This is a genomic window from Comamonas sp. BIGb0152 (genome assembly GCF_024809975.1).
Classification (GTDB): domain Bacteria; phylum Pseudomonadota; class Gammaproteobacteria; order Burkholderiales; family Burkholderiaceae_C; genus Comamonas.
On the sequence record NZ_JANUDY010000003.1, the window covers coordinates 240011 to 263961 of the forward strand.

Here is a 23951-nt window from a genome sequence, read left to right on the forward strand (position 1 = left end):
GCGCTGGATGCCCGGGCAGGCATTCAGCGCTACCGGTCAGCCATGCACCAGGTTGGGGTTCTGCGCCAGCTGCAGCGCAATGGCGCGGCAGGTGCGCAGCAAGGGCTGGATGTAGGCGGCTTGCACATCCTCGCGCTGGCGGAACAGCAAGGTGCTGACGCTGATGGCGGCAACGGGGCTGCCGTCGGGGCCCAGCACCGCCGCGCCAAAGCAGTAAATGCCCTCTTCATTCTCTTGCGCATCGGTGGACCAGCCGCGTTGGCGCACCTCGTCCACCTGCTTTTGCAGCGCCAGCGCATTGCCCACGGTCTGTGGCGTCAGCGGCGCATAGCCCAACTCGTCCATCAAGGCCCGGGCTTCGGGCGGGGGCAGTGCGGCCAGGTAGGCCTTGCCCACGGCGGTGGAGTACAGGTTCACGCTGGTGCCAATGCGCGATGACATCTGCACGGCGCTGTCGCTCTCCAGCTTTTCGATATAGACCATGCTGTGGCCCGATGGCACGGCGAAATGGATGGTCTCCTGCGTGGTATCGCGCAAATCACGCAGCGCCTGCGTGGCGGCCATGCGCAGGCCAGAGCGGCTCCAGCTGCGGCTGGCCAGCTGCACCAGGCGCGGGCCCAAGGTCCAGCAGCGCGTGGCGCCTACTTCGACCAGCATGCGCTCGGCCTGCAAGGCGGCCACGATGCGGTGTACCGTCGGGCGCGGAAAACCCGTCGCCTTGGCTATCTCGGCAATGCCCAGGGGCTCGCTGCCATCTGCGACCAGCTGCAGCACGCGCATGAACTTGGAAAACGCTGCCGTGCCGGCAACACTGCTTTCAGAAGACGAAGTAGCCATGTTTGGATCCCATACTGCGCTGTAGCATACCCCAGTGCAGCGCCCGCAAGCGCCAGCGGCCACACGCAGCGCATCGTGCCCAGCACGGTCAGCGCGCTTGGCCTCGCTACCCAAGTCCCGCTGAAAACCTCCGTCTTTGCCTTAGCAAGTAGCCGCAAGGGCCCAGCAGCTCCTTATTTACTTCGGCTTCCCGAATCCTGACTATGGAAAATCCATAGCCAAGGCCCTGCCGTATCGCTACCATGGCGCATCTCCCCACGCACCTGCCAGCCTGTATTTGCCATGCGCTTTGACCTGCAAGACCTGCGCCTTTTCGTCCATACCCTGGAGTCCGGCACCATCACCCAAGGGGCCGAGCGCTGCCACATCACCCTGGCATCGGCCAGCGAACGCATTCGCGGCATGGAAGCGGTATTGGGCGCGCCCTTGCTCCACCGCAGCAAAAAGGGCGTGACCGCCACCGAGGCCGGTGCCGTGCTGCTGCCCCATGCCCGCCGCATGCTGCTGCAGATGGAGCAGCTCGCTGGCGACATGCAGGCCTTTGGCCAAGGCCTGGGCACGCGCATTGAGCTGCTGGCCAACACCTCGGCCATCAGCGAACACCTGATTGCGCCGCTGGGCGCCTTTATGCAGGCCAACCCCCAGCTGCGCCTGGAGCTGCGCGAGTGCACCAGCGATGCGATTGCGCGCGCGCTGGTCGCCGGTGAGGCCGATATGGGCGTGCTGTCCAACGCCGTGCCCGCCGGCAGCCTGCATACCCAGGCCTGGCGCGATGACCCGCTGGTGCTGCTGGGCCCCGCGCGCCTGTTGGGCAGCCTGCCCCAGGATGTGCAGCTGCACCACCTCAAGGACATTGCCTTGCTCGGCCTGCTGCCCCAGCATGCACTGCACCAGCTGATGGCCGCGCAGGCGCTGCAGGCGGGGGTGGCCCTGCGCTACCGCGCGCTGGCACCGCACCTGGAGGCCCTGTGTGACTGGGTGGCCATGGGCCTGGGCGCCGCGCTGGTGCCGCGCACGGCTGCCGAATGCGCCACCCTGCGCTGGCCCCAGGCCCGGCTGCGCCTGCGGCCACTGAGCGCCGACTGGGCCGCGCGCCAGCTGGTGCTGGCCTGCCGCGACCCGGCGCAGCTACCGCCCCAGGCGCTGCAGCTATGGACGTTCTTGCAAGAGGCCGCCCACTAGCCACCCGCGAGCAAGCAAGGCACCGCTCACATAGCCGACGGCCTGCCCGGCCTTTGCCCCGAGCAGGCAGATCTTGTGCAACACTTGCGCGCTTATGTTTTCTCGCCTCTCTGTTTTTCTGGCGCCAGTGCTGCTGTGCGCCGCCGCCCCTGCCCTGGCTGCAGGGTTTGATGACTGCCCGCAGTTCTTCTCGGGCAAGCCGCCGAGCACTACCGCCTACGGCCAGCTAAGAGAACTGTGCCTCGATGAATATGCCGTGCTGCATTCGGGCCAGTCCAAGACACCAATTTTTGTGGCCCAGCGTCTGAATGCGCGCATGCTGAACTTGGCCAAGGACTTGAAGCGCAAAGATAAGTTCCGTGAAGACGCGCGACTGCCTGAACGGGAGCGCGCGAGACTCTCTGACTACCGAAGCTCGGGTTTCAGTCGTGGTCATATGGCTGCTGCCGCTGACATGAGCACCGAACAAGGCAAGGCTCAAAGCTACTTGCTTTCCAATATGGTTCCCCAAGACATTACCCAGAATGGCAAGGCTTGGTCGCAGATCGAGCAGGACACGCGCCGCTATATCCGCCGCGCGCAGGGCGATGTCTTTGTCATCACCGGCCCGGTTTTTGGCAAGCAGCACCGCACCATTGGCGACGGCCAGGTCTGGGTGCCCGATGCCGTTTTCAAAATGGTCTATGACCCGTCCACCGGCCAGCGCTGGGTGCATCTGCAAGACAACCAGCCATCGACCAAGGCGGGCCCTCCGATCAGCTATGCGGAGTTTGTGCAGCGCACCGGCATTCGTCTGCTGGACTGACCACAGTCACCCCAGCTACAAAAATGGCCCATGCTGCAATGCGCAGACATGGGCCTTTTTTGCTTGTTAACGGTGCAGATCAGCAGTCGTTCGCCGCATCCAAAAACGCCGAGCCTTCGGTCAGCGGCGCAAAGCGGTAGGACGCTGGCGTGCGGCTGAGCTTGACCGGGGCGCCCAGGCCCGTGTAATCACCCATCTTCACGACCATCTCGCGGTGCGCGGTATGCGGGGCTTGCAGCGCCTGCTCTACATTCAGCACCGGCGCGGCGGGCACGCCGATGGCCATCAGGTCTTCGGCCAGTTGCACGCCATCATGCGCGGCAAAGGCCTGTTCCAGCAGTGGCTTGAGCACATCGCGGTGGACCGAGCGCTGGCCGGCGGTGGCAAAGCGCGTGTCATCGGCAAGGGCCGCTTGCCCCAGGTGCTGGCACATCAGGCGGAACTGGCGGTCGTTGCCCACGGCCAGAAAAATCGGCGCACTGCCGGTGTTCACCACGTCGTAGGGGTAGATGTTGGGGTGGGCATTGCCGGAGCGGCCGGGGACCTTGCCGCTCATGAACCAATTGGCGGCATGCGGGTGCAGCAGCGAGATGCCCGCGTCATACAGCGAGGCATCGACCAGCTGGCCCAGGCCGCTGCGGCCGCGCTCATGCAGCGCCAGCAGCACACCGATCACGGCATTGAGCCCCGTGACCATATCCACCACAGGCAGGCCCACGCGCAGCGGATCGCGATCGGCCTCGCCGTTGATGCTCATCAGCCCGGCCATGGCTTGGATGGCGGCGTCATAACCGGGCAGGCTGCCCAGCGGGCCATCGGCGCCAAAGCCGGTGACCCGGCACCAGACCAGATGGGGAAACTCGTGCTGCATTTGCGCGTAGCCAATACCCCATTTCTCCATCGTGCCGGTCTTGAAGTTCTCGACCACCACATCGGCCTGCGCCATCAAGTCGCGCACGCGGGCCTGGCCTTCGGCGCTGGCCAGATCCATGAACTGCACACGCTTGTTGCGGTTGAGGCCCAGGTAATACGAGGCCACGCCGTCGCGAAACGGCGGGCCCCAGCTGCGCGTGTCATCGCCTTGCGGCGGCTCCACCTTGAGCACATCGGCGCCATGGTCGCCCAGGATTTGGCCGCACAGCGGCCCGCCCAGAATGCGCGACAAATCGAGCACCTTGATACCTTGCAGCGCGCCCACATTGGCCACCTGTGTTGTTGTCATCTTCCGTTTTCCGTTTGATCAGTCCAGCGTCACACCGGACTGCTGAACCACTGCCTGCCATTTGTCCACTTCGGTGGCGATAAAGCGCCCCAGGTAAGCGGGCGAGCGGTCCGGCGATGCCTCCAGGCCCTGCGCGGCAAAGGCCTTTTTGACATTGTCGGAATCCAAGGCCTTGGAGAAAGCCTGGTTCAGCACCTGCACCCGCTCTGGCGGTGTGCCCTTGGGGGCCACCACGCCAAAGAAAACACTCACGTCATACCCGGCCATGCCCTGCTCAGCCACGGTGGGAATATCGGGCATGGCGCTGGAGCGGCGTGCGGTGGCCACGCCCAGCGGCTTGACCTTGCCCGCCTTGATATAGGGCATGGCCGTCAGGATATCGGTAAAGCTCATGTCGACCTGTCCCGCCAGCAAATCATTGAGCGCCGGGCCCGTGCCCTTGTAGGGGATGTGCTGCAGTTTGGTGCCCGCCAGGTTGTTGAACATGACCCCCGCCAGGTGCGATGAGGCGCCATTGCCCGACGAGGCGAAATTGAGCTTGCCGGGCTGGGCCTTGTCCAGCGCAATCAGGGCTTGCACGTTGTCGGCCGGCAGGCTGGCTTTCACCACCAGGATATTGGGCAGGTAGCCCACATAGATGATGGGTGCGTAGCTGCTGCGCGGGTCGTAGCTGATGGACTTGTACAGGCTTTTGTTGATCGCCAGCGGGCCGGAGGTGCCAAACATGATGGTGTAGCCATCGGGCTTGGCCCGCGCCACGTACTCGGCACCAATATTGCCGCCCGCGCCTGCGCGGTTCTCCACCACCACGCTCTGGCCCAGCTCGCGCGTCAGCTCCGTCGCCAAAATGCGGGCCATCGCATCGGTAGGGCCACCGGGTGGGAAGGGCACGGTGAACATGATCGGACGGTCGGGAAACTTGTCAGCGGCCTGCGCCGAGGCCATGCCCAGCCCGGCCAGGCAAGCAAGGGCGAGAGCCGCCGCGTTCAAGGAAAATTTTTGCATGTTTGTCTCCATGTATTCAGGGGTGCAGGTCTGGTGCCTGCGTGTTGATGGGGGTGTCTCTGCCGGTCTGCGGATATGCGACTCAGGCCAGCCAATCTTGCGGGATCGCCTCGCTGGCCAGCGGATCGCGCGGCAGCACCCGGTGCAGCAGCACCAGCTGCGACAGCCGCAAGCGCTCGGGTGAATCAATCTGGCCCGCCTCCCAGGCCATCGCAATGGCGGTGGTGCAGTTGTACAAACCGGTGGCGGCCTGGCGTGCCAGTACTGCGCCGCCGTCTTGCGCGGCAAGCTCGGCCAACGCGCTGGCGCGGGCCAGCGCAGCGTCCAACGCCTGGCGGTAGGCCGCGCTGATGCGGCAGTCTGCCAGCAGGCCTTGCAGATAGGCCTGCAGCACCGGCAGCGAGCCTTCACGTTGAATGGCGCGCACGACATCGAGCGCGACGATATTGCTGGTGCCTTCCCAGATGGAGCCCAAGTGGGCATCGCGTACCAGGCGGGGATCGGTCCATTCCTCGATATAGCCGCAGCCGCCGCGCACTTCCATCGCATCGCCGGTGACCTTGCGGGCATCGCGGCAGGCGCGGAACTTGATCATCGGCGTCAAGATGCGCAGCAGCGCATAGGCCTCTTTGTCGCCGGCATCCGAGCGCATCAAGGTCTGGGCGGTTTGGAACAGCATGGAGCGGGCCTGCTCGGCGGGCACGCGCAGCTTGTCCAGCTGGCGCTGCATCAGTGGCATATCCTGCAAACGCTTGCCAAAGGCCACGCGCTCGCTGGCGACAAACTCGGCCTCAGCCACAGCGCGGCGCATCATGCCGGCCGAACGCACGCCGTTGGACAGGCGCGAGTTGTTGACCATGTCGGCCATCTGCACAAAGCCCCTGCCCTGCTCGCCGATCAGGTAGGCGGTGGCGCCTTCCATGCGGATCTCGCCGCTGGCCATGGATTTGGTGCCCAGCTTGTCCTTCAAGCGGATGATGCGGTAGTGGTTCTGGCTGCCGTCATCAAGCGTGCGCGGCAGCAAAAAGAGCGAGATGCCCTTCATGCCAGCGGGCGCTCCATCCACGCGGGCCAGCACCATCGCAAATTCCGCATCGGGGTTGGAGCAGAACCATTTGTCGCCCGTCACGCGCCAGCTGCCATCGGCCTGCGGCTGGGCCAGGGTCTGGGTGTTGGAGATATCGGAGCCGGCAGCCTGCTCGGTCATGAACATGGCGCCCTGGGCCTGGCTGTCCCAGTCCAGCGACAGCAGCTGCGGCAGGTACTTGGCGACCAGCTGCGGCGCACCAAATTTCTTCAAGGTGCGGGTCAGCGAGTCGGTCATCGACAAGGGGCAGCACAGGCCAAACTCGGACTGCACGAACAAATAGGTCAGCGCATATTTGACGGTGGGCGGCATCTTGCCCTGCCAGCCCAGCATGTCGTCGCGGTGCGAAATGGCCTGCAAGCCAAATTCACCATAGGCAATGCGCTCCAGCTCTTCATAGGCCGGGTGCTTGATGATGCGCTGGCGGTCTTCGCCGGCGCGGCTGCGGTGCTCCAGGGTGGGCGGGTTCTTGTCGGCAATGCTGGCCAGCTCATCGATGCGGCCGCCGGCCAGCTCGCCCATGCGCTGCAGATAGGGCTGCAGATGGGCCAGCAGATCGGCGGGCAGGTACAGCTGCAGCAGCTGCTGCAAAGCCGGGTCGGTGGTGTAGAAATTGCTGCCGTGGCGATCGGGCACGGGGTGGTCGTGGGCCTGTGCCACTTGCGCCATGGCGCTGCGCTGGGATGGTTCCTGAGCGGACATGCGGGTCTCCTCAATGGCTGGGCCTGCAGTGCTGCTTCCTGGATGGAGGGCACGGCGGGACCGCGTTGTTTTGCGCCATTTCAGCAGCCGGTGCTATTCGCGTCAAATATTATTAAACTCTTTATCGATACTTAATCAATATAGATAGGAGTGCCCATGGAGCTGCGACTGCTGAACTACTTCGCTACCTTGGCTGAAGAGCTGCACTTCAGCCGTGCGGCCCAGCGCCTGTCGATCTCACAGCCGCCGTTGTCAGTCGCCATCCGCCAGCTGGAGGAAGAAATTGGTGCCCCGCTGTTTGAGCGCAGCAGCAAGGGCGTGCGGCTGACCGCCGCCGGCGCCCACCTGCTGCCGCGCGCACGCCAGCTGCTGGCGCTGGCCGGGCAGGCAGTGCAGGAGACGCGGGATGTGGGCCAGGGCGTGCGCGGCCATCTGCGCCTGGGCTTTGTGGGCTCGGCGCTGTACCGAGGCGTGCCCCAGGCGCTGGCCCATTTTCAAAGCGCGCACCCGCAGGTACGCATCGACATGCGCGAGCTCAACAGCGCCGAGCAGCTGCTGGGCCTGCAGCAGGCCGAGCTGGACATGGGCCTGGTGCATTCGGTGATGCTGCCCGAAGGCCTGCACAGCCAGCTGCTGATGCAAGAGCCCTTTGTGGCCTGCCTGCCGCGCCAGCATGCGCTGGCCGACAGCCTGGTGCTGGATTTGGCCCAGCTCAAGCACGAGCGCCTGGTGCTGTTCTCCAGCACCGTCTCGCCCCTCTACCACCAGCGCATCTACCAGATGTGCATGGCCCACGGCTTTGCGCCCGAGGTACGGCACGAGGTGCGGCACTGGTTGTCGGTGCTGTCGCTCGTGTCGCTGGGCCAGGGCTCGGCCATTGTGCCGGCCGCGCTGCAGCGTGTGGGCATGCCGGATGTGGTGTTTATTCCGCTGTTGGGTGAGCAGCCACAGTCCGAGCTGCTGGCCGTCTGGCGCAGCCAGCCGGGCAACCCGCTGGTGCACAAGCTGCTGCTTAGCTTGCAATCAGCCGTGCAGGCGGTGGCGCAAGGCAGGTGATCAAGCTGTGTGGCCGCTCAGCACGGTGCGCAGTAGCAAGTCATCGAGCGGTGCAAAATCCACGCTCGGTGTCTGGGGCGGCGGCGCGGCATCGAGCTGCGCCAACGTGGCCTCGATAAAGGCATTGAGCACCGGCATGGCCTGGCCATGCTCGGACTCCTTGGCCGCGCGCTTGACCACCAGCAGCGCCGCAATGGCGTCGAGCACGGCCGGGTCACTGACGGTGCCATCGACCAGATCCTGAAAGCGCATGGGCGCCACGCCCTTGCCCTCCGACACCCACAGGCAGGCCAGCAAGGGGCGCAGCACATACAAGTATTTCTTGAGTCGCACCGTCTCGCACTGCAGGTACTCGCGGTAGTTTTTGCGCGCCATGTGCAGGTAGTGGTAGTGCGTGCGCTCGGGCAGGTGTACGCGCTCAATGGCGGCGCGCATGTCGGCCACAAACAGCGGATCGGCCTGGTAGACGACTGGCGAATCAAACCATTCGATCAAGGTGGCATTGCCTTTTTTGAGCAGGCCCAGCGCCTTGCGCAGCTCCCAGCCGTTGACATCGAACACATCCGAGATAGGCAGCTCGATCACATCGCGCTGCTCGCTCACGCTCAGGTACCAAGGCAGGCGCGGCGCATAGACAAAGCGCACATCGTAGTCACTGTCGGGCGATGCAAAACCCCAGCCCCGGCTGCCGGATTCGCAGGCAAACAGGATGCGCACCTGGTGCTCGATCTCGATCTGTGCGAGCTTGGCTTCGATGTCGGCGCGCACGGCAGGGTCGATGGGGTGTACCTGCTCTTGCCAGGCTTCGGAATGGTTCACGCTCGCTCCCTTCAAAACCCCTGATATTGCCAGAACCCCAGGCACCTCCCCTTCCCTGCGCCGTGCAGGCTGCGCAGGCAATGCGAATGCATCTGCTTACAGCCCGCATCCAGAGCGGTGGTACGTGGGCATTGGGCTGCCTTCGCAACCAGCAGCGCGCAGACACGCGATACTGCAGGCTTCGCAAACTTTACCGAAAACAAGAACATGCAAGGCCATCCTGACGTCGTCGACTACCTCAAGGACCTGCTGCAGGGCGAGCTGGCGGCTCGCGACCAGTATTTTGCCCATTCGCGCATTTACGAAGACCAAGGCTTCAGCAAGCTGTTCACCCGCCTGGACCATGAGATGCAGGAAGAAACCCAGCACGCCGACGCGCTGCTGCGCCGCATTCTGATGCTGGGCGGCCGCCCCGATATGCGCCCCAAGGAGTTCACGCCCGGCGCCACCGTGCCCGAGATGCTGCAAAAGGACCTGGATACCGAATACGAAGTGCGTGCCGGCCTGCGCCAGGGCATGGAGCTGTGCGAAAAGCACAGCGACTATGTGAGCCGCGATATTCTGCTGGCACAGCTGCGCGACACCGAAGAAGACCATGCCTACTGGCTGGAAAAGCAGCTGGGCCTGATCAAGATGATGGGCCTGCCCAACTACCTGCAAAGCCAGACCTGATCTGCGCTCGCCCATGCAAAAGGCCGCCATCGTCTGGCGGCCTTTTGCATGGCGAAGACTGCTGCAGCCCCCTCGGACCTGGCAGTGTTGAACCCGGTCAGGGTGCAGCGGTGGCTACCGTTGGCATACGCATCGAGCGCACCAGCGCCGCTAGCACCACGCCATAGGCAGGCACAAACAGCAGCAGGCTCACGGCCAGTTTGATGACATAGTCCACCAGTGCGATCTCCACCCAGTTGGCGGCCATGAAGGGGTCCGCGCTGCGCCAGAAGGCGATGGAGAAAAAGGCGGCGGTATCGAGCGCCTGGCCAAACACCGAGGCGGCAGCGGGCGCCATCCACCAGGCATGGCTCTTTTGGCGGATGCGGTCAAACACCTGGATGTCGAGCAGCTGGCCCAGCACATAGGCGGCAAAGCTGGCCAGCGCAATGCGGAACACAAAGCTGTTGAAGCTCTGCAAGGCCTCCCAGCCGTTGAAGCGCCCTTCATGGAAGATGACGCCCACGACATAGGACACCAGCAGCGCCGGCAGCATGGCCCGGGTGATGACGCGGCGCGCCTCGACCTTGCCGATCAGACGCACGGTCAGATCAGTGGCCAAAAAGATAAACGGAAAGCTGAAGGCCCCCCAGGTGCTGTGAAAGCCAAACAACGAGATGGGCAGCTGCACCAGGTAGTTGCTGGCAATGACGATGGCGACGTGGAAGGCCACCAGCAAGGAGAGATAGAGAGGCACGCGCGACACAGGGGTCTGCACGGCATGAGCGGAGTTCATGACATTCCTTTTTGGTCAATGGGGGCGAGGGAACCCATGGCTACGAAAGAGTCCCGAGAACAGGGTTGTTCTGGGGCATAAGGGGCCATATTGTATACGCGCTGCCTAAAACCAGTAGCGCCAAGCGCCCCTCTCACAGGCCACTGCTGCGGGCTGCGTCCGCCACAAACCACAGGCTCAGCATTGAGTCACCATAAAAAGCTGTACAAATAAACAGTTAGCCAGGATACTTGTCACTGTTTATTTAAACAGTCATTCAATCTATGGAAGTCTCTCCCCCAATCGCCATCAGCCTGCAGGATTGCCACGGCATTGATCCTGCCCTCAAACACCGCGCAGAAATGCGCTTTGCCCGAGAGATCGGCAAGTTTTTCCCCGACGAGCAGAACATGCTGGAATCCTTGAGCGCTTATACCGATGCAGCCGAAGGCGGTGAGATCTCTGCCCAGCAAGAGGTGCTGGCCCGCGCCTGGCTCAAGGCCTTTGACAAGGCCCGGCAGGCGGGTTTTCAGGGGATTGGTGTGGAAGAGGCGTACTTTGATGTGCGGCGGGGCTAGGCGACGCCGACGGCCAGACCGCCTGAGCAGCACCACCCCAACGCCTGGCTGATTGGCTGCCAGGCTGCAGTTTTTTGCAGGTTCAACAAGGACTGGGCGCTGGTACTGCCGCGCCCTGTCCGCCGCCTTGTATCAGCGCGCGCAGCTCAGCGATTCGCGCCAGCTGGGCTCGCTCACCATGCGCTTTTGCGACTGCAAGGTGTCGCGGCAAAGGTTTTCCAGGGTGCTGCGGTTGCCTGGGTCATTCCAATCCCAGGGGCTGGTGCCCGCCAGGTTCAGCGCCTGCAGCGCACGTGGGCTCTGGCTGCGCACATCTTGCGCAATGCCTGGGTGGGCGGCCAAAAAGTCGGCGCTGCTCTGGGTCATCTCACCGGGCAGTAAAAAGCCCGATTGCTCGCAGCGCTGCACCTGGTACCAGTTGTCCAGCGCATACATCACGGCGCCGTCGCAGGGTTGGGCCTCGGCGGCCTCGGCCGTCACCTGGGCATTGTCTTGTGCGCTATTTTGCGTCTGCGCCCAGCTGGCGCTGGCCATCACTCCGGGCACCAGCAGCGCCACCACATATTTCCACATCTTCATCTGACGCATTTCTCCGATCGACTATTTCAAAAATTTCGCGGCATAGGATTGGGCGGGACAGCCATCGCTGCCCGCCCAAAGACCAGCGAACATTGTGCATACACCCATGCTTCTTGCACGCTACCCGCGTTAAACCCCTGGGTACGGGCATGAAAAAACCCGCCGCAGCGGGTTGTGGGTGACAGGGGCGCCAAGGCCCCTGCACAGCAGCTGTGACGCTTAGATCTTCTCTGCCACTTCGGCGTATTCCGCAATTTCGTTGAAGTTCATGTAGCGATAGACGGAGGCCTTGTCGGCATCGATCACGCCCATTTCCTTCAGGTACTCTTCCTTGCTGGGCAAGTAACCCAGGCGCGAGGCAATCGCCGCCAGTTCGGCCGAGCCCAGGTACACATTGGTGTTCTTGCCCAGACGGTTGGGGAAGTTGCGGGTCGAGGTCGAGATCACCGTGGCGCCTTCGCGCACCTGGGCCTGGTTGCCCATGCACAGCGAGCAGCCGGGCATTTCGGTACGCGCACCGGCGGTGCCAAAGGCGGCGTAATGGCCTTCCTTGATCAGCTCGCTCTGGTCCATCTTGGTGGGCGGTGCCACCCACAGCTTGACAGGGATGTCACGCTGGCCGCCCAGCAGCTTGGCTGCAGCGCGGAAGTGGCCGATATTGGTCATGCACGAACCGATGAAGGCTTCATCGATCTTGGTGCCGGCCACATCGGACAGGAACTTGGCATCGTCCGGGTCGTTCGGGCAGCAGACGATAGGCTCCTTGATGTCGGCCAGATCGATCTCGATGACGTGTGCGTATTCGGCGTCCTTGTCGGCTTCGAGCAGGTCGGGCTTGGCCAGCCAGGCTTCGACCTTCTCGATGCGGCGTTGCAGGGTCTTGGCGTCGGCATAACCGTCGGCGATCATGTTCTTCATCAGAACGATGTTCGAGGTCAGGTATTCGCGCACGGGCTCAGGGTTGAGCTTGATCGTGCAGCCAGCGGCCGAGCGCTCGGCGGAGGCATCGGACAGCTCGAACGCTTGCTCGACCTTCAGGTCTGGCAGGCCTTCGATTTCCAGAATGCGGCCGGAGAACTCGTTGATCTTGCCGGCCTTGGCAACGGTCAGCAGACCGGCCTTGATCGCATACAGCGGGATCGCATGCACCAGATCGCGCAAAGTCACGCCAGGCTGCATTTCGCCCTTGAAGCGCACCAGCACCGATTCAGGCATGTCCAGCGGCATCACGCCAGTCGCAGCACCGAAGGCCACCAGGCCCGAGCCTGCGGGGAAGGAAATACCGATGGGGAAACGGGTGTGCGAGTCACCGCCGGTGCCCACGGTGTCCGGCAGCAGCAGGCGGTTGAGCCAGCTGTGGATCACGCCATCGCCCGGGCGCAGGGCCACGCCGCCACGGTTGCTGATGAACTGGGGCAGCTCACGGTGGGTCTTGACGTCCACCGACTTGGGGTACGCAGCGGTGTGGCAGAAGGACTGCATCACCATGTCGGCCGAGAAGCCCAGGCAAGCCAGGTCCTTCAGCTCGTCACGGGTCATCGGGCCGGTGGTGTCTTGCGAGCCCACGGTGGTCATGCGGGGTTCGCAGTAGGTACCGGGGCGCACGCCCTGGCCTTCTGCCAGACCGACGGCACGGCCGACCATCTTTTGCGCCAAGGTAAAGCCAGCCTTGGTTTCCGCAGGTGCCTGGGGCAGACGGAACACGGTGGATGCGGGCAGGCCCAGCGCTTCGCGGGCCTTGGCGGTCAGCGAGCGGCCGATGATCAGGTTGATACGGCCGCCGGCGCGCACTTCGTCAAACAGCACATCGCTCTTGAGTTGGAACTCGGTGACGGTCTCGCCGTTCTTGAGGATCTTGCCGTCGTAGGGCAGCACGTCGATGACATCGCCCATCTCCAGCTTGGAGACGTCCACTTCGATCGGCAGCGAGCCCGAATCTTCTTGCGTGTTGAAGAAGATGGGGGCGATCTTGCCGCCCAGGGTCACGCCACCAAAGCGCTTGTTGGGCACAAAGGGAATGTCCTGGCCGGTAGCCCAGACGATGGAGTTGGTCGCGGACTTGCGCGAAGAACCGGTGCCGACCACGTCGCCCACGTAGGCCACCAGGTGGCCCTTTTTCTTCAGGTCGTCGATGAACTGCATCGGACCGCGCTTGCCGTCTTCTTCGGGCTTGAAGGCCGCGTCGGGACGCGTGTTCTTCAGCATGGCCAGGTAGTGCAGAGGAATGTCGGGGCGGCTCCAGGCGTCTGGTGCAGGCGACAGGTCATCGGTGTTGGTCTCGCCGGGCACCTTGAAGACGGTGACGGTGATCTTTTTCTCGACTTCGGGACGCGAGGTGAACCACTCGGCATCCGCCCAGCTTTGCATCACTTCCTTGGCCTTGGCATTGCCGGCCTTGGCCTTGTCGGCCACGTCGTTGAAGAAGTCGAACATCAGCAAGGTCTTCTTCAGCGCCTCGGCTGCCACAGCGGCCACTTCGGTGTCGTCCAGCAGTTCGATCAGCGGATGCACGTTGTAGCCACCCACCATGGTGCCGAGCAGCTCGGTGGCCTTGGCCTTGGAGATTAGCGCCACTTTCAGGTCGCCATGTGCAACGGCAGCCAGGAAGGAAGCCTTGACCTTGGCGGCATCGTCCACGCCTGGGGGCACGCGGTGGGTCAGCAGATCGAGCAGAAATGCGTCTTCACCGGCAGGTGGGTTCTTGATCAGCTCGATCAAGTCAGCGACCTGCTTGGCATCCAGCGGCAGTGGGGGGATGCCCAGAGCGGCACGCTCACTCACATGGTCGCGGTAGGCTTTCAACATACGTTCTCCGGTTCTCTATTTCAATGGTGGGGCGCTCGCAAGGCGTCGGGCTTCCGCGCCGCTGTTCTTATCAGCGGCCGTTGCCTTCAAACAGTGCGGCAGGTGGGTTTTTCTTGATAGCTTCGGCTACCTGGTTTTGCTCGGGGCTCATGCATTCATCGGCCAGGCGTTGGCCCAGCTTGCGATTGATCAGCATGGATTTGTTGGCAACTTGCAGCCACATGGCGCCAGCGTGCTGGTCTTCCAGGCGGACGGTGCCGGTGGAGGTCGACACCGGAGCCATGTGGTACTTGAAGCCCTTGCCTTCAACGAAGAAGTAGCCCGGGTTGACGGAATCCTTGGCGATATTGACCGACGCGCCCAATTCGCAGCTGATGCGGCCTTGGTAGACCTGCTCGGCAATGGCCAATTCGGCGGGGGTCAAGGTCTGCTGGGCAGGGATGGCTGCAACAGCGGCGGCCGCACCGGCGCCAGCGGCCACCGCTGCGCCCTTTTTGGCGGTGGAGGCACGCTTGGCGGGGGCTTTTTTGGCCGGTGCCTTCTTGGCAGCGGTGGTCTTGGCGGCCGCTGGCTTGGCCGCCTTCTTGTCTTGCGCCTGCACACTGCCCATAGCCAGAGTCAGCGCAGGAACCAAGACCAACAAAGAAATCACGCGATTTTTCATAACAACTCCCGCGATACAACGCAAGAAACAGGAAAAGGGCTGCCCGGAATGGTTACAGCCACTCCCGAACTGTACCCGGCAACGGACAACCCGTCTGCGCAGCACGCTCCAAAATTTGCCAAAAGTAACGATAACTTGCACGGTCATGCAAGACCCCATCGACGCTGATAGGGGCCCATTGCGCGTCTGCCGCTGCCCGCACGATACGGGCCGCTTCATCGACCTGGCTCTGCGTGGGCGCGAAGGCCTGCAGGATGGGACGGATCTGCGCGGGGTGGATGCTCCACATGCGGGTATAGCCCAGCTCGCCATAGGCGCGGCGTGCGGCCTGCTCCATCGCATCGGGGTTCTTGAACTCGGTCACCACGCAGTGCGATGGCACCTTGCCATAGGCATGGCAGGCCGCAGCGATCTCCAGCTTGGCGCGCAGCACCAGCGGATGCGTAAACTGGCCTTGCACGCCCATTGCACTGGACGGAATCGCGCCACCATGGGCTGATACAAAATCCATCAAACCAAAGCTGATGCTTTGCACCCGGGGGTCGGCGGCAATCTCGAAAGCGCGGTGCACCGCCTGGGGTGATTCAATCAGCGCATGCAGCGGCACCGGGGTATCCGTGGCGCGCTGCAGCAGGCGGTCGACCTGGTCAATATCGTCCACCGATTCCACCTTGGGCACCATGATGTGGCAGAGCCTGTCGCCCGCCTCGCCCGCGATGGTGGCGATATCTTCGGCCAGCGCTGCGTGGTCTGCCGCATGCACACGGGCCGCTACCCGGGCGCCGGGTGCGGCGTTCTTGGCAAGCGAGGCCACCAGCTGGGCATGGGCCTTTTCCTGGCCAACGGCCGCGCCGTCTTCGCAGTCCAGGGTCACATCGAACACGCAGCGGCCAAACTCTTGCGTCATCTGCGCCTGCAAAGCCAGGCTCTTGCGCATGCGGTCTTCAACACCGCTGTAGTGGTCGCAGACCGGCAAGGCCAGCGCCCCAGACTGGGCGCCGAGCAGAACCTGTGCGGGATGGATGGCGGAAATACTCATGGTCAAGGCTTAGATGGGGCGGCGGGCCACCAAAAACAAGCGGGGGAAGGCCAGCAGGCGCCGGCCATCGCTGCGCGGGCTGTAGGCGGCATCGATGCGGCGGGTGTATTCGGCGACAAAACTGGTTTGCAACTCGGCAGGCAGAGGCTGGAGAAAAGGCCGCAGCCCGGTGCCGCTCACCCATTGGACAATCGCCTCGGCACTGTCCATCGGGTGCTGGTACGCCGTACGCCAGGCATCCACCTGGGCATCAAGGGCCAGCACATCGTAGTAATCATTCAGGGTCAGCAAATCCGTGCGCAAGGCCTGCGGATCGCCGATGTCTGCAGCCCAGGGCTGCAGCGCTGCCACTTCGCGCATCAGGCGGTGGCTGGGCTCGTCGCGGTTGTCTGGCATCTGTACGGCCAGCACACCACCGGGCGCCAACATGCCCATCAATCGGGGCAGCAGCTGGATGTGGTCCGGCACCCATTGCAGGGCCGCATTGGCAAAAATCAAATCGGGCAAACGCCCCTTGTGCGGTGGAGCCTGCCAGTGGGCGATATCGCACTGCTCAAAATGCACTTGCGCAAGACGCTGGCGCGCAGCGGCCAGCATGTCTTGCGACTGGTCAACGCCCAGCACCCGTGCATGCACAAAGCGCCGGGCCAGCAGCTCGGTGGAATTACCCGGCCCGCAGCCCAGATCCACCACATAGGCGGCATCGTCGGGCAGGGCCACGCGCGCCAGCAGGTCGGCGGCCGGGCGCGTGCGCTCGTCCTCGAACCGGCTGTAGAGCTGGGCATTCCATTCGAGCATGCTGGTCAGCGCGTTGGATTACAGCAGGTGCTTGACGCCGTCTTGCTCGCCTTGCAGCTCAGCCAGCGTCTTGTCGATGCATTCTTGCGAGAACGCGTCGATCTCCAGACCTTGGACGATCTTGTATTCGCCGTTTTCGGTGGTCACGGGGAAGCCGAAGATGATGCCCGCTGGGATGCCGTATTCGCCGTTCGAAGGCACGCCCATGGTCACCCATTCGCCGGCCGAGCCCAGGGCCCAGTCACGCATGTGGTCGATGGCGGCGTTGGCAGCCGATGCTGCCGACGACAGGCCGCGCGCTGCAATGATGGCGGCGCCACGCTTGCCAACGGTAGGCAGGAACACGTCCTTGTTCCAGGCCTGGTCGTTGATCGCTTCCTTGATGGACTTGCCATCCACCGTCGCGAAACGGTAGTCGGCGTACATGGTGGGCGAGTGGTTGCCCCAGACGGTCAGCTTGCGGATGTCGCCCACCTTGAAGCCGCCCTTGGCAGCCAGTTGGGACGCAGCGCGGTTGTGGTCCAGGCGCAGCATGGCGGTGAAGTTCTTCGCTGGCAGGTCGGGAGCCGACTTCATCGCGATGTAGGCATTGGTGTTGGCTGGGTTGCCGACCACCAGCACCTTGACGTTGCGCGAAGCGACAGCGTTCAGGGCCTTGCCTTGGGCGGTGAAGATCTGGGCGTTGGCAGCCAGCAGGTCAGCACGTTCCATGCCTGGGCCACGAGGACGGGCGCCCACCAGCAGTGCGTAGTCGGTGTCTTTGAAGGCTTGCAGCGGATCGCTGTGGGCTTCGATACCGGCCACCAGCGGGAAAGCGCAGTCTTCCAGCTCCATGATCACGCCCTTGAGCGCGTTTTGGGCCTTCTCGTCAGGAATTTCCAGCAGTTGCAGGATGACAGGCTGATCCTTGCCCAGCATTTCGCCCGAAGCGATGCGGAACAACAGGGCATAACCGATTTGACCAGCGGCACCGGTAACGGCGACACGTACGGGCTTCTTGCTCATGGGAAAACTCCAGAAAATAGAAATGAGGTGTCCAAGCAGGCCAGCATCGGAGAGTGTGTCAAAACCACTGGAATCAGCGACCGGGATGCCCCCGATGGCAGGTCTGTAAACAGCGTGCAAGTGTACTCTTGAACAGTTCACTCAGTCAATTTGTCTTATGTCTTATATAAGATATGATTGACCCCGGTTGCGCTATACAATGCGCGCTGAGAATTTGAACCGATTGCTGCCACCTTCACGGTGGCACCCGAGAGATTGAATCTCTCCCAAGACAAGCGCATGACATCTTCCACCCCGAATGCAAACGACACCGGAATCACGTCCGCTGGCGACAGCGTGGGTGGCGCGACCCCTGCTTTCAGCCCGCTGTACCAGCAAATCAAGGGTTTGATCCTGCAAAGCCTGCAAGCAGGTGCCTGGAAACCGGGCGAGATGATCCCTAGCGAGATGGAGCTGGCCGCGCGCTACCGCGTGAGCCAGGGCACGGTGCGCAAGGCCATCGACGAGCTGGCCGCCGAAAACCTGCTGCTGCGCCGCCAGGGCAAGGGCACCTTTGTGGCAACGCATGCCGAGCGCAATGTGCAGTACCGCTTCTTGCGCCTGCTGCCCGACAGCGGCGACCTCAACGAAGAGGGTCCGGCGCAGCGCAACATCATCTCCTGCCGCAGCATGAAGGGCCAGAGCGAAATCTGCAAACTGCTGCAGGTGCCGACGGGCGAATCGCTGATCCATGTGCGCCGCGTGCTGGTGTTTGCCGGCATTCCCACCATTTTGGAAGATATCTGGCTGCCCAGCAGCAGCTTCAAAGGCCTGTCAGCCGAGCAAATGCGCGACTACCCCGGCGCCACCTACGCGATGTTCGAGGTGGAATACGGCGTGCGCATGGTGCGCGCGCAAGAGAAATTGCGTGCCGTTTTACCCGACCCCGCACAGGGCGATTTGTTACACATCGATGGCCACACTCCGCTGCTCAGCGTCGAGCGTGTGGCCTACACCTACAACGATGTTCCCATGGAATTACGACGAGGCCTCTACCGCACGGACACCCACCACTACAGCAATACCCTGAGCTAGTGCAGCGGTCAAGTCAGAGTAGTCACCACGGGGTTAAAGAGAAACCCTTAGACCTGCGCGCTGCATTGCAATAAAATTTTGCAGGTTTGAGGCAAGCGATTACATAGCAGTTACATCCACGAAAGATTTCACACCATGACAGATACCACAAAGAAGCGGCCCGAGTTTCGCAATATCAACCCCATTTCGGACCTCACCACCTACCGCTTGCCGGTAGCAGCCAAGCTCTCGATCCTGCACCGCGCCAGCGGCCTGGTCATGTTCTTCCTGCTGCCTTTTGTGATCTGGCTGCTCGATACCTCGATCTCCTCCGAATTCTCCTACGCCCGCTTCACCGCCGCCTTCAACACCGGCGCCGGCATCTTCCCCGGCTGGTTCATCAAGCTGGCCGTGTTGGCCCTGATCTGGTCCTACCTGCACCACTTCTGCGCTGGCCTGCGCCACATCTGGATGGACGTGTCGCACAAGTCGGTCAACAAAGAGTTTGGCAAGAACTCGGCCCTGGCCTGCTTTGCCATCAGCCTGCTGCTGACCGCCATCCTGGGCGCCAAGCTGTTCGGCCTGTACTGATCGCCCGCGACTGCATTCACTGATAAATAAGAAAGGATTCCCCATGTCCGTCAATTACGGCTCCAAACGTGTCGTGACCGGTGCCCACTACGGCTTGCGCGACTGGCTGGCCCAGCGTGTGACCGGTCTGCTGATGGCCCTGTTCACCGTGGCCCTGCTGGCCCAGGTGCTGCTTATCAAAGGCCCCATCGGCTACGAGCAGTGGGCAGGCATCTTCGCCCAGCAATGGATGAAGTTCATCACCGTCGGCACCCTGGTGGCCCTGGCCTACCACGCCTGGGTGGGCATGCGTGAAATCTTCATGGACTACGTCCAGCCCGTCGGCCTGCGTCTGGTGCTGCAGATTTTTGTGTTGGTCTGGCTGGTCGGCTGCCTCGGCTGGGGCCTCCAGGTTCTGTGGCGTCTGTGATCCCCGCGATTGAAAGAGAACAATGAGCTATACAAAAGAGAACATCACAAAGCGCAAGTTTGATGTAATCATCATCGGCGCTGGCGGATCCGGCCTGCGCGCTGCGCTGGAACTGTCCAAGGCAGGCCTGTCCGTGGCCGCCTTGTCCAAGGTTTTCCCCACCCGCTCGCACACCGTGGCAGCGCAAGGGGGCGTGTCCGCTTCGCTGGGCAATATGTCGCCCGACAACTGGGAATGGCACTTCTACGACACCATCAAGGGCTCGGACTGGCTCGGTGACCAGGATGCCATCGAGTTCATGTGCCGCGAAGCACCCAAGGTGGTGTATGAGCTGGAACACTTTGGCATGCCTTTTGACCGCAACCCGGACGGCACCATTTACCAGCGCCCGTTTGGTGGCCACACCGCCAACCACGGCGAAAAGCCCGTGCAACGCGCTTGCGCAGCCGCTGACCGTACCGGCCACGCGATGCTGCACACGCTGTACCAGCAGAACGTCAAGTCCAAGACCAACTTCTTCGTGGAGTGGATGGCACTCGACCTGATCCGCGACGAATCCGGCGATGTGATCGGCGTGACCGCCATTGAACTGGAAACCGGCGACCTGTACGAGCTGCACGCCAAGGCCGTGCTGCTGGCCACCGGCGGCGCAGGCCGCATCTTCCAGGCATCGACCAATGCCTTCATCAACACCGGCGACGGCCTGGGCATGGCAGCGCGCGCTGGCATCCCGCTGCAGGACATGGAGTTCTGGCAGTTCCACCCCACCGGCGTGGCTGGCGCGGGCGTGCTGCTGACCGAAGGGTGTCGCGGTGAAGGCGCCATTTTGCGCAACAGCGATGGCGAGCGTTTCATGGAGCGCTATGCGCCTACCTTGAAGGACCTGGCACCGCGTGACTTCGTCTCGCGCTCGATGGACCAGGAAATCAAGGAAGGCCGTGGCTGCGGTCCGAACAAGGACTACATCCTGCTGGACATGACCCACCTGGGTGCAGAAACCATCCGCAAGCGCCTGCCTTCGGTGGAAGAAATCGGCCACAACTTCGCCAACGTGGACATCACCAAGGAACCGATTCCCGTGGTGCCCACCATCCACTACCAGATGGGCGGTATCCCCACCAACATCAACGGCCAGGTCGTTGTTTGGGATGGTGAAGAGAACAAGGTCGTCAACGGCCTCTACGCTGTGGGCGAATGCTCCTGCGTGTCGGTGCACGGCGCCAACCGCCTGGGCACCAACTCGCTGCTCGATTTGCTGGTGTTCGGCAAGTCCGCTGGCAAGCACATCGTCAACTACGTTAACGGCTACGGCGAATTCAAGCCCATGCCGGACAACGCATCGGACTTCTCGCTGTCGCGTCTGAACAAGCTCGACGACTCCAGCAGCGGCGAGTACGCGCAGGACGTGGCCAACGACATCCGCTCTTGCATGCAGCAGCACGCCGGTGTGTTCCGCACGCAAAAGAGCATGGACGAAGGCGTCAAGAAGATTGCCGAGATCCGCGCCCGCGTCGGTGGCGTGACCTTGAAGGACAAGTCCAAGGTCTGGAACACCGCCCGCATGGAAGCGCTGGAAGTAGCCAACCTGATCGAAGTGGCACAAGCCACGATGGTCTCGGCCGCCGCCCGCACCGAGTGCCGTGGCGCCCACACCGTGGACGACTACGAGCACCCTGCAGACGATCCCAAGTACCCACTGGGCCGCAATGACATCGACTGGCTCAAGCACACGCTGTGGTACAGCGCTGCCAACAGCCTGGAGTACAAGCCAGTGCAACTCAAGCCGCTGACCGTGCCGTCGGTACCGCCCAAGGTCCGTACCTTCTAAATCCACGCAGCCCACGAAAGAACATCCCAAAATGAAGCGTACTTTCAAAATCTATCGCTACGATCCCGATAAAGATGCCAAGCCCTACATGCAGTCCGTGGAGGTAGAGCTCGACGGTCAGGAACGCATGCTGCTGGACGCGCTGGTCAAGCTCAAGGAACTCGACCCCTCGATCTCCTTCCGCCGCTCCTGCCGCGAAGGCGTCTGCGGCTCGGATGCGATGAACATCAACGGCAAGAACGGCCTGGCCTGCCTGACGAACATGAACACCCTCAAGGGCGACATCGTCTTGAAGCCCCTGCCCGGTCTGCCCGTCATCCGCGATCTGATCGTGGACATGACCCAGTTCTTCAAGCAATACCACTCGATCAAGCCCTATCTGATGGCCGACAGCTTTGTCGCCAACGAGAAGGAGCGCCTGCAGTCGCCCGAAGAGCGTGAAGAGCTCAACGGCCTGTACGAGTGCATTCTGTGCGCGAGCTGCTCGACCAGCTGCCCCTCGTTCTGGTGGAACCCCGACAAGTTCGTGGGCCCGGCTGGTCTGCTGCAAGCCTACCGCTTCATCGCCGACAGCCGCGATGACCACACCAGCGAGCGCCTGGACAACCTGGAAGACCCCTACCGTCTGTTCCGTTGCCACACCATCATGAATTGCGTGGACGTGTGCCCCAAGCACCTGAACCCCACTAAGGCGATTGGCAAGATCAAGGAACTGATGGTTCGCCGTGCGGTGTAAGAACCTGATAGAGCAATGATGGAAAACGAACTGCTGGATGAACGTGCGCGCGATCTGCTGCGCTGGCGTAGTCGCCGAGGCCTGGTGGAGAACGACATCTTCGTCGAGCAGTTCTTCCGGACTTACGGAGCAAGCCTGAATGTCCGCCAGGCGCATGGGCTGACCACTTTGATGAACCTGGCCGACAACGACCTGTTGGACTTGCTGCTCAAGCGCAAGGAACTGACAGGCGACCTCGACACGCCAGATGTTCACGAAGTGCTGGAGATGCTGCGCAGCCGAAAACAACGCGCATCTCTTGCGGACTAACTCGAGAAGGAACCAGTTTTATGAAACTAGCAGACAACAAAGCCACGCTATCGTTTAGCAACGGCGCAGCAAGTGTAGACCTTCCCGTCTACCAGGGCTCGATCGGCCCGGATGTCATCGATATCCGCAAGCTGTACGCGCAGACCGGCATGTTCACCTACGATCCCGGTTTCCTCTCGACGGCGGCCTGCCAGTCGGCCATCACCTATATCGATGGTGACAAGGGCGAGCTGCTGTACCGTGGCTACCCCATCGAGCAGCTGGCCAAGAACTGCAACTACCTCGAAACCTGCTACCTGCTGCTGTACGGCGAGCTGCCCAACGAAGCGCAAAAGGCCGAGTTCGAAAACACGGTGACCCAGCACACCATGGTCAACGAGCAGATGCAGTTCTTCCTGCGTGGTTTCCGCCGCGATGCACACCCCATGGCCGTCTTGACGGGCCTGGTGGGCGGCATGTCGGCCTTCTACCATGACAGTACGGACATCACCAACCCCGAGCACCGCAACATTGCAGCGATCCGCCTGATCGCCAAGCTGCCGACCCTGGTGGCCATGTCGTACAAGTACGGCACGGGCCAGCCTTACATGTACCCGAAGAACGACCTGTCCTACGCAGGCAACTTCCTGCGCATGATGTTCGGCAACCCTTGCGAAGAGTATGTGGTGAATCCGGTGGTGGAGCGCGCGCTCGACCGCATCTTCATCCTGCACGCAGACCACGAGCAAAACGCGTCGACCTCGACCGTGCGCCTGTGCGGTTCGTCGGGCACCAACCCGTTTGCAGCCATCTCCGCGGGCGTTGCTTGCCTGTGGGGCCCTGCCCACGGCGGCGCCAACGAAGCCTGTCTGAACATGCTGGAGCACATCCAGGCCAACGGCGGCATCGCCAAGGTTGGTGAGTTCATGGAGCAGGTCAAGGACAAGTCCAGCGGCGTCAAGCTGATGGGCTTTGGCCACCGCGTGTACAAGAACTACGACCCCCGCGCCAAGCTGATGCAGGAAACCTGCAACGAGATCCTGGCCGAGTTGGGCCTGGAAAACGATCCGCTGTTCGCGCTGGCCAAGCAAGTCGAGAAGATTGCACTGGAAGACGACTACTTCGTGTCGCGCAAGCTGTACCCGAACGTCGACTTCTACTCCGGCATCGTGCAACGCGCCATCGGCATCCCTGTGAAGCTGTTCACCGGCGTCTTCGCGCTGGCCCGCACCGTGGGCTGGATCGCCCAGCTCAACGAGCAAATGGCCGATCCCGAGTACAAGATTGGCCGTCCACGCCAGCTGTACACCGGCTCGGTGGCACGCGACGTGCAAGCCATCGCCAAGCGCTGATCGCGCCGTCCAGGCAGCGCCTGCGCTGCCTGGCACCGCGTCCCAACCGCTTCCAAACCCGCTTTTGCGGGTTTTTTCATGCCCG

General features: G+C 62.6%; 24 protein-coding genes. 12 read left to right on the plus strand and 12 right to left on the minus strand.

Annotated elements, in window-relative coordinates; translation table 11 throughout:
- Window positions 1-36 precede the first annotated feature (36 nt).
- A complete protein-coding gene (locus M2375_RS08000) occupies window positions 37-837 on the minus strand; it encodes an IclR family transcriptional regulator (protein ID WP_259165061.1) in 801 nt (266 codons plus the stop codon).
- 282 nt (window positions 838-1119) lie between these two features.
- Between M2375_RS08000 and M2375_RS08005 the strand changes: the two genes are divergently transcribed.
- Both M2375_RS08005 and M2375_RS08010 read left to right on the plus strand, forming a co-directional pair.
- Window positions 1120-2019 carry a LysR family transcriptional regulator gene (locus tag M2375_RS08005; RefSeq protein ID WP_259165062.1) on the plus strand — a complete coding sequence of 300 codons (900 nt, stop codon included), beginning with the start codon at window positions 1120-1122 and terminating at the stop codon, window positions 2017-2019.
- 94 nt (window positions 2020-2113) lie between these two features.
- Window positions 2114-2824: a DNA/RNA non-specific endonuclease gene (locus tag M2375_RS08010; RefSeq protein ID WP_259165063.1), complete on the plus strand. Its 711-nt coding sequence runs from the start codon at window positions 2114-2116 to the stop codon at window positions 2822-2824.
- Window positions 2825-2903: 79 nt separating this feature from the next.
- Here the strand turns inward: M2375_RS08010 and M2375_RS08015 are convergent, their stop codons facing one another.
- From M2375_RS08015 to M2375_RS08025, 3 genes are all read right to left on the minus strand, one after another.
- Window positions 2904-4046 carry a CaiB/BaiF CoA-transferase family protein gene (locus tag M2375_RS08015; RefSeq protein WP_259165064.1) on the minus strand — a complete coding sequence of 381 codons (1143 nt, stop codon included), beginning with the start codon at window positions 4044-4046 and terminating at the stop codon, window positions 2904-2906.
- Between the two features lie 18 nt (window positions 4047-4064).
- The gene (locus M2375_RS08020; protein ID WP_259165065.1) at window positions 4065-5051 is read right to left on the minus strand and encodes a tripartite tricarboxylate transporter substrate binding protein; all 987 of its coding nucleotides are present in this window, start codon (window positions 5049-5051) and stop codon (window positions 4065-4067) included.
- Between the two features lie 82 nt (window positions 5052-5133).
- Window positions 5134-6840 carry an acyl-CoA dehydrogenase family protein gene (locus tag M2375_RS08025; RefSeq protein ID WP_259165066.1) on the minus strand — a complete coding sequence of 569 codons (1707 nt, stop codon included), beginning with the start codon at window positions 6838-6840 and terminating at the stop codon, window positions 5134-5136.
- Between the two features lie 156 nt (window positions 6841-6996).
- Between M2375_RS08025 and M2375_RS08030 the strand changes: the two genes are divergently transcribed.
- A complete protein-coding gene (locus M2375_RS08030; RefSeq protein ID WP_259165068.1) occupies window positions 6997-7896 on the plus strand; it encodes a LysR family transcriptional regulator in 900 nt (299 codons plus the stop codon).
- On the opposite strand, the gene M2375_RS08035 is transcribed toward M2375_RS08030, so the two are convergent.
- Window positions 7897-8715, minus strand: coding sequence for a nucleotidyltransferase domain-containing protein (locus M2375_RS08035; protein ID WP_259165069.1), 819 nt, complete (start codon window positions 8713-8715; stop codon window positions 7897-7899).
- A gap of 207 nt (window positions 8716-8922) precedes the next feature.
- Here M2375_RS08035 and bfr point away from each other — a divergent pair, with 207 nt between their 5' ends.
- A complete protein-coding gene (bfr, locus tag M2375_RS08040; RefSeq protein WP_259165070.1) occupies window positions 8923-9387 on the plus strand; it encodes a bacterioferritin in 465 nt (154 codons plus the stop codon).
- A 97-nt stretch (window positions 9388-9484) separates the two neighbouring features.
- On the opposite strand, the gene M2375_RS08045 is transcribed toward bfr, so the two are convergent.
- Window positions 9485-10162, minus strand: coding sequence for a 7-cyano-7-deazaguanine/7-aminomethyl-7-deazaguanine transporter (locus tag M2375_RS08045; RefSeq protein WP_259165071.1), 678 nt, complete (start codon window positions 10160-10162; stop codon window positions 9485-9487).
- A 263-nt stretch (window positions 10163-10425) separates the two neighbouring features.
- On the opposite strand from M2375_RS08045, the gene M2375_RS08050 reads away from it, so the two are divergent.
- A complete protein-coding gene (locus M2375_RS08050) occupies window positions 10426-10719 on the plus strand; it encodes a hypothetical protein (RefSeq protein ID WP_259165073.1) in 294 nt (97 codons plus the stop codon).
- A 132-nt stretch (window positions 10720-10851) separates the two neighbouring features.
- Here the strand turns inward: M2375_RS08050 and M2375_RS08055 are convergent, their stop codons facing one another.
- The 6 genes from M2375_RS08055 to M2375_RS08080 all read right to left on the minus strand — a co-directional run bounded on the left by M2375_RS08055 (window position 10852) and on the right by M2375_RS08080 (window position 17609).
- Window positions 10852-11298 (minus strand): hypothetical protein, encoded by a 447-nt coding sequence (locus tag M2375_RS08055; RefSeq protein ID WP_259165074.1) that lies wholly within the window; start codon window positions 11296-11298, stop codon window positions 10852-10854.
- 219 nt (window positions 11299-11517) lie between these two features.
- A complete protein-coding gene (acnB, locus tag M2375_RS08060) occupies window positions 11518-14103 on the minus strand; it encodes a bifunctional aconitate hydratase 2/2-methylisocitrate dehydratase (protein WP_259165076.1) in 2586 nt (861 codons plus the stop codon).
- Window positions 14104-14173: 70 nt separating this feature from the next.
- Window positions 14174-14767, minus strand: coding sequence for a hypothetical protein (locus M2375_RS08065; protein WP_259165077.1), 594 nt, complete (start codon window positions 14765-14767; stop codon window positions 14174-14176).
- Between the two features lie 52 nt (window positions 14768-14819).
- The gene (locus M2375_RS08070; protein ID WP_259165078.1) at window positions 14820-15806 is read right to left on the minus strand and encodes a CoA ester lyase; all 987 of its coding nucleotides are present in this window, start codon (window positions 15804-15806) and stop codon (window positions 14820-14822) included.
- Between the two features lie 9 nt (window positions 15807-15815).
- Window positions 15816-16604: a trans-aconitate 2-methyltransferase gene (gene tam, locus M2375_RS08075; protein ID WP_259165079.1), complete on the minus strand. Its 789-nt coding sequence runs from the start codon at window positions 16602-16604 to the stop codon at window positions 15816-15818.
- Window positions 16605-16622: 18 nt separating this feature from the next.
- Window positions 16623-17609 (minus strand): malate dehydrogenase, encoded by a 987-nt coding sequence (locus M2375_RS08080; RefSeq protein ID WP_259165080.1) that lies wholly within the window; start codon window positions 17607-17609, stop codon window positions 16623-16625.
- Between the two features lie 279 nt (window positions 17610-17888).
- Between M2375_RS08080 and M2375_RS08085 the strand changes: the two genes are divergently transcribed.
- The 7 genes from M2375_RS08085 (at window position 17889) to M2375_RS08115 (ending at window position 23866) form a co-directional block, all read left to right on the plus strand.
- Entirely contained in the window at window positions 17889-18683 is a 795-nt protein-coding gene (locus M2375_RS08085; protein WP_259165081.1) for a GntR family transcriptional regulator, read from the plus strand.
- A gap of 135 nt (window positions 18684-18818) precedes the next feature.
- On the plus strand, window positions 18819-19253 hold the full coding sequence (gene sdhC, locus M2375_RS08090) for a succinate dehydrogenase, cytochrome b556 subunit (RefSeq protein ID WP_259165082.1): 435 nt from the start codon (window positions 18819-18821) through the stop codon (window positions 19251-19253).
- 43 nt (window positions 19254-19296) lie between these two features.
- Window positions 19297-19662 carry a succinate dehydrogenase, hydrophobic membrane anchor protein gene (sdhD, locus tag M2375_RS08095; protein WP_116924949.1) on the plus strand — a complete coding sequence of 122 codons (366 nt, stop codon included), beginning with the start codon at window positions 19297-19299 and terminating at the stop codon, window positions 19660-19662.
- A gap of 22 nt (window positions 19663-19684) precedes the next feature.
- Window positions 19685-21490, plus strand: a complete 1806-nt coding sequence (gene sdhA / locus M2375_RS08100; protein ID WP_259165085.1) for a succinate dehydrogenase flavoprotein subunit — start codon at window positions 19685-19687, stop codon at window positions 21488-21490.
- Between the two features lie 31 nt (window positions 21491-21521).
- The gene (locus tag M2375_RS08105) at window positions 21522-22226 is read left to right on the plus strand and encodes a succinate dehydrogenase iron-sulfur subunit (protein WP_259165086.1); all 705 of its coding nucleotides are present in this window, start codon (window positions 21522-21524) and stop codon (window positions 22224-22226) included.
- Window positions 22227-22241: 15 nt separating this feature from the next.
- Window positions 22242-22535: a succinate dehydrogenase assembly factor 2 gene (locus tag M2375_RS08110; protein WP_182327433.1), complete on the plus strand. Its 294-nt coding sequence runs from the start codon at window positions 22242-22244 to the stop codon at window positions 22533-22535.
- A gap of 20 nt (window positions 22536-22555) precedes the next feature.
- Window positions 22556-23866 (plus strand): citrate synthase, encoded by a 1311-nt coding sequence (locus M2375_RS08115; RefSeq protein ID WP_259165091.1) that lies wholly within the window; start codon window positions 22556-22558, stop codon window positions 23864-23866.
- The last annotated feature ends 85 nt before the right edge of the window (window positions 23867-23951 follow it).

What these genes read in the sequence shown, in the direction of transcription:
- tam (WP_259165079.1), bottom strand. Translation starts at nt 16,604, where the DNA reads ATGCTCGAATGGAATGCCCAGCTCTACAGCCGGTTCGAGGACGAGCGC.
- M2375_RS08080 (WP_259165080.1), bottom strand. Translation starts at nt 17,609, where the DNA reads ATGAGCAAGAAGCCCGTACGTGTCGCCGTTACCGGTGCCGCTGGTCAA.
- acnB (WP_259165076.1), bottom strand. Translation starts at nt 14,103, where the DNA reads ATGTTGAAAGCCTACCGCGACCATGTGAGTGAGCGTGCCGCTCTGGGC.
- sdhD (WP_116924949.1), top strand. Translation starts at nt 19,297, where the DNA reads ATGTCCGTCAATTACGGCTCCAAACGTGTCGTGACCGGTGCCCACTAC.
- M2375_RS08105 (WP_259165086.1), top strand. Translation starts at nt 21,522, where the DNA reads ATGAAGCGTACTTTCAAAATCTATCGCTACGATCCCGATAAAGATGCC.
- M2375_RS08085 (WP_259165081.1), top strand. Translation starts at nt 17,889, where the DNA reads ATGACATCTTCCACCCCGAATGCAAACGACACCGGAATCACGTCCGCT.
- sdhA (WP_259165085.1), top strand. Translation starts at nt 19,685, where the DNA reads ATGAGCTATACAAAAGAGAACATCACAAAGCGCAAGTTTGATGTAATC.
- M2375_RS08070 (WP_259165078.1), bottom strand. Translation starts at nt 15,806, where the DNA reads ATGAGTATTTCCGCCATCCATCCCGCACAGGTTCTGCTCGGCGCCCAG.
- M2375_RS08020 (WP_259165065.1), bottom strand. Translation starts at nt 5,051, where the DNA reads ATGCAAAAATTTTCCTTGAACGCGGCGGCTCTCGCCCTTGCTTGCCTG.
- M2375_RS08000 (WP_259165061.1), bottom strand. Translation starts at nt 837, where the DNA reads ATGGCTACTTCGTCTTCTGAAAGCAGTGTTGCCGGCACGGCAGCGTTT.
- M2375_RS08115 (WP_259165091.1), top strand. Translation starts at nt 22,556, where the DNA reads ATGAAACTAGCAGACAACAAAGCCACGCTATCGTTTAGCAACGGCGCA.
- M2375_RS08005 (WP_259165062.1), top strand. Translation starts at nt 1,120, where the DNA reads ATGCGCTTTGACCTGCAAGACCTGCGCCTTTTCGTCCATACCCTGGAG.
- M2375_RS08010 (WP_259165063.1), top strand. Translation starts at nt 2,114, where the DNA reads ATGTTTTCTCGCCTCTCTGTTTTTCTGGCGCCAGTGCTGCTGTGCGCC.
- M2375_RS08045 (WP_259165071.1), bottom strand. Translation starts at nt 10,162, where the DNA reads ATGAACTCCGCTCATGCCGTGCAGACCCCTGTGTCGCGCGTGCCTCTC.
- M2375_RS08055 (WP_259165074.1), bottom strand. Translation starts at nt 11,298, where the DNA reads ATGAAGATGTGGAAATATGTGGTGGCGCTGCTGGTGCCCGGAGTGATG.
- M2375_RS08065 (WP_259165077.1), bottom strand. Translation starts at nt 14,767, where the DNA reads ATGAAAAATCGCGTGATTTCTTTGTTGGTCTTGGTTCCTGCGCTGACT.
- M2375_RS08030 (WP_259165068.1), top strand. Translation starts at nt 6,997, where the DNA reads ATGGAGCTGCGACTGCTGAACTACTTCGCTACCTTGGCTGAAGAGCTG.
- sdhC (WP_259165082.1), top strand. Translation starts at nt 18,819, where the DNA reads ATGACAGATACCACAAAGAAGCGGCCCGAGTTTCGCAATATCAACCCC.
- M2375_RS08015 (WP_259165064.1), bottom strand. Translation starts at nt 4,046, where the DNA reads ATGACAACAACACAGGTGGCCAATGTGGGCGCGCTGCAAGGTATCAAG.
- M2375_RS08050 (WP_259165073.1), top strand. Translation starts at nt 10,426, where the DNA reads ATGGAAGTCTCTCCCCCAATCGCCATCAGCCTGCAGGATTGCCACGGC.
- M2375_RS08025 (WP_259165066.1), bottom strand. Translation starts at nt 6,840, where the DNA reads ATGTCCGCTCAGGAACCATCCCAGCGCAGCGCCATGGCGCAAGTGGCA.
- M2375_RS08110 (WP_182327433.1), top strand. Translation starts at nt 22,242, where the DNA reads ATGATGGAAAACGAACTGCTGGATGAACGTGCGCGCGATCTGCTGCGC.
- bfr (WP_259165070.1), top strand. Translation starts at nt 8,923, where the DNA reads ATGCAAGGCCATCCTGACGTCGTCGACTACCTCAAGGACCTGCTGCAG.